This window comes from Acinetobacter sp. 228 (genome assembly GCF_048147885.1).
Genome location: NZ_JAYWYV010000050.1, coordinates 1 through 2,705, shown reverse-complemented (window position 1 = coordinate 2,705; position 2,705 = coordinate 1). Strand labels below are relative to the sequence as shown.

2 protein-coding genes and 2 pseudogenes are annotated in these 2,705 nt (G+C 37.2%); 1 reads left to right on the top strand and 3 read right to left on the bottom strand.

Annotation, left to right across the window (positions count from 1 at the left end; all coding sequences use genetic code 11):
* The 3 genes and pseudogenes from VXQ92_RS15585 to VXQ92_RS15575 form a co-directional block, all read right to left on the bottom strand.
* Positions 1–602 (bottom strand): annotated as a pseudogene (locus VXQ92_RS15585) (hypothetical protein); the annotation flags it as partial.
* A gap of 770 nt (positions 603–1,372) precedes the next feature.
* Positions 1,373–1,737 (bottom strand): annotated as a pseudogene (locus VXQ92_RS15580) (hypothetical protein).
* A gap of 6 nt (positions 1,738–1,743) precedes the next feature.
* Positions 1,744–2,001 (bottom strand): succinate dehydrogenase assembly factor 2, encoded by a 258-nt coding sequence (locus VXQ92_RS15575; protein ID WP_001288210.1) that lies wholly within the window; start codon positions 1,999–2,001, stop codon positions 1,744–1,746.
* Between the two features lie 187 nt (positions 2,002–2,188).
* Between VXQ92_RS15575 and VXQ92_RS15570 the strand changes: the two genes are divergently transcribed.
* A partial coding sequence (locus tag VXQ92_RS15570; protein ID WP_416682406.1) for an acyl-CoA dehydrogenase family protein occupies positions 2,189–2,705 on the top strand: 517 nt, incomplete at its 3' end.

The window sequence follows — 2,705 nt, the reverse complement described above, 5'->3', positions numbered from 1 at the left end:
CGCTCTACAATAGCAGCAATATCTTTCGGAACATTGACAGAACCGCCAGAGTTAATGTCGTTGGTCACAGCTTGAAGACCACTGATCATCCCAAGTAAATATACAGTTTGGTCAATATCACTACGCATTGTTGGACAAGAATCACCTAAATGATATTTATATTTAGATTCCCAACGATCAGCAAAGAGCTTATAGCCTGCGTATTGTCGCTCAGCAGCAATTGCAGCCCAACGCTTCTGTGCAATACGTGCATCTTGAGCTTCTGTTACCTGCCCTGCTTTTGAAGCACGCAAATAACGTAATTCCTGTTCTAATGCTTGGTTTTCCGCGCATACACCTGAAGCAGCATACATTAAGACAGCAACACGAGTAGGATCTGCCCCCATACCTTTAGTCGACATGATTGCAGGAGTTAAGGCACTACCAGTATTACAGACCATTTCAGCATCTTGCATTGCTAAAATAGGTGGAACGACGTGCTTTTCCGTAAAACCTAAAGCAACATTTGCTCCGCTTTTCACGACGTATGAACAACCTGATAAAACTGAAGCTGCAAGAAAACTTACCGCCAAACCTTGGCATATTTTTTGGACTTTAGACATCTTCCTGTCCTCGATGTAATTTGTTTTTTCCTTTTCAGATGTACATTAGCAGATGCATATCTTGAATAAAAGAGTAATTACTCTAATTGTAGCGCTTATACTTTGACACACTTCACAGCAGATAAAATTGACAGTTTTTCAGGGAAACAAAAATTTTAGGCAAAAAAAAGTAGCATTGCGACGGTTCAGCACATGCTACTTATTAACTGGGATAAGCTTTTAACGGCTTATATTATTGTTGTTCTAGATAATCCTTAAGTAAAGTTCCTTCTCTTCCTACTACTACAGCCATAATTACTGCAATCAACAGAAACATCCACATTGAAATCTCCATGAGAGACCTCCTTACTACGTTCGCACCCAGTTAAAAACTGGACACTTGATGAAATTAATCGATTAACCAATTAGATTATTGACTGATCGATGACCTTTGCATCCTCTGTCTCTTAACTTTGCTAAGATTAACTCGGTTAAGATGTTCCCTGAGTAAAGTTCCTGCTCTTCCTATCACCACCGCCATAATTATGGCAATGACCAAGAACGACCATGTTGGCATCTCCATTTGAGACCTCCGACACACTTTACGTTGGTGTTTGTACTTTAACCGATAGAATAGTAACCATATTGAGAAATTGTCCGACAATTAACTTTCTTGCTGTTTTTTTCTGTATTTTAACTAGACAATTTCAATTTCCCAAAAAGAAATAAAAGATAAGATATTGATTAATAATAATTTTAAATAAATATACAAATGTAGAATTGTCTAACAATTAATAGAGTTTTTCTAAAGTTTTAAGCTTTTTCCACTCTGCTAATGACATTTGATCAAACCAAATGATAGAAGTTAGTGTTTCATGACCTTCAAAATAGATCACTATGAAATTTTGACGCGAGAAATGGTGTTCTGTGAGTGATAAGCAAGCGACCATAGTTTTTTATCTAAATAAGCAATTTGTGCAAGCTGCGGACGCTTTAAAAAGAAAATAAAGCTGATAAATAGTAAGCTGATTACAACTAACCACCATAGTAACGGCATTAATTGATAAAATAGAATTGCTAAGCTTAAGCCAATAAAAAACTGAAATATAATCGAAAAACGACTATATTTCAGCTTAAAATTCAAATGGTTGATCAAAATAAATTAACCATGAACATAGTGTTTTAATTTATAGATAAAGTCACGTAATTCGGTACGTGGTGGTTCTGATACTTCCATAAACCAATCGAGTAAATCAGGATCTTCCTGTTCTACCAACTCAGCAAACAACGCTTTTTCTGCCGGGTCTGCCTTTAAATAATAATTTTTCACATAAGGGTCAAAATAGACATCAATTTCCTTTAAACCACGACGTGCGCGATAGATTACTTTACGTTCTTCCAAGGTCATTTCTTCAGACATTTATTTCCCCATCTGCGTTGATAGTGCGCTTAGTTTACCTGATCACATGAGAAAGTTCGCTAAAAATATCAAATTGACCAAACTTATCACTTCACCGCCATAAATGAGCATTCATCACATTGTTAGGTCTAGTCGCTTCCCTTATGTTTAGCTCATAACATCAAGCCCAAACCAAGGAAGAAATACAATGCAATCTGGTGCTATTCGTCCCATTCCAAATATGTTACCTCGCCATTTATTTAATGAAGAACATGAAGCTTTTCGGGAAACGGTACGTAAATTCTATGAGAAAGAAGTTGTACCTAATATTGAAAAATATGAAAAACAACAGCATGTTGACCGAGATCTTTGGAATAAAGCTGGTGCATTAGGTTTACTCTGTACCACCATGCCAGAACAATATGGTGGTTCAGGTGTCGATCGCCTATACAGCATGATTCTTATTGAAGAACAAGCCTATGCGATGGACTCAAGTACAGGTTTCTCACTGCATTCCGACATTGTAGCCAACTATATTAATAACTTCGGTAATGAAGAGCAAAAACAGAAATGGCTCCCTAAAATGGCTACTGGTGAGACGGTTACCGCAATTGCCATGACCGAGCCGGGAACAGGTTCAGACTTGCAAGCGGTTCGAACAACAGCCGTTCTTAATGGCGATGAATATGTCATTAATGGTTCAAAAATATTTATTACCAATGGCT

What these genes read in the sequence shown, in the direction of transcription:
- VXQ92_RS15575 (WP_001288210.1), bottom strand. Translation starts at nt 2,001, where the DNA reads ATGTCTGAAGAAATGACCTTGGAAGAACGTAAAGTAATCTATCGCGCA.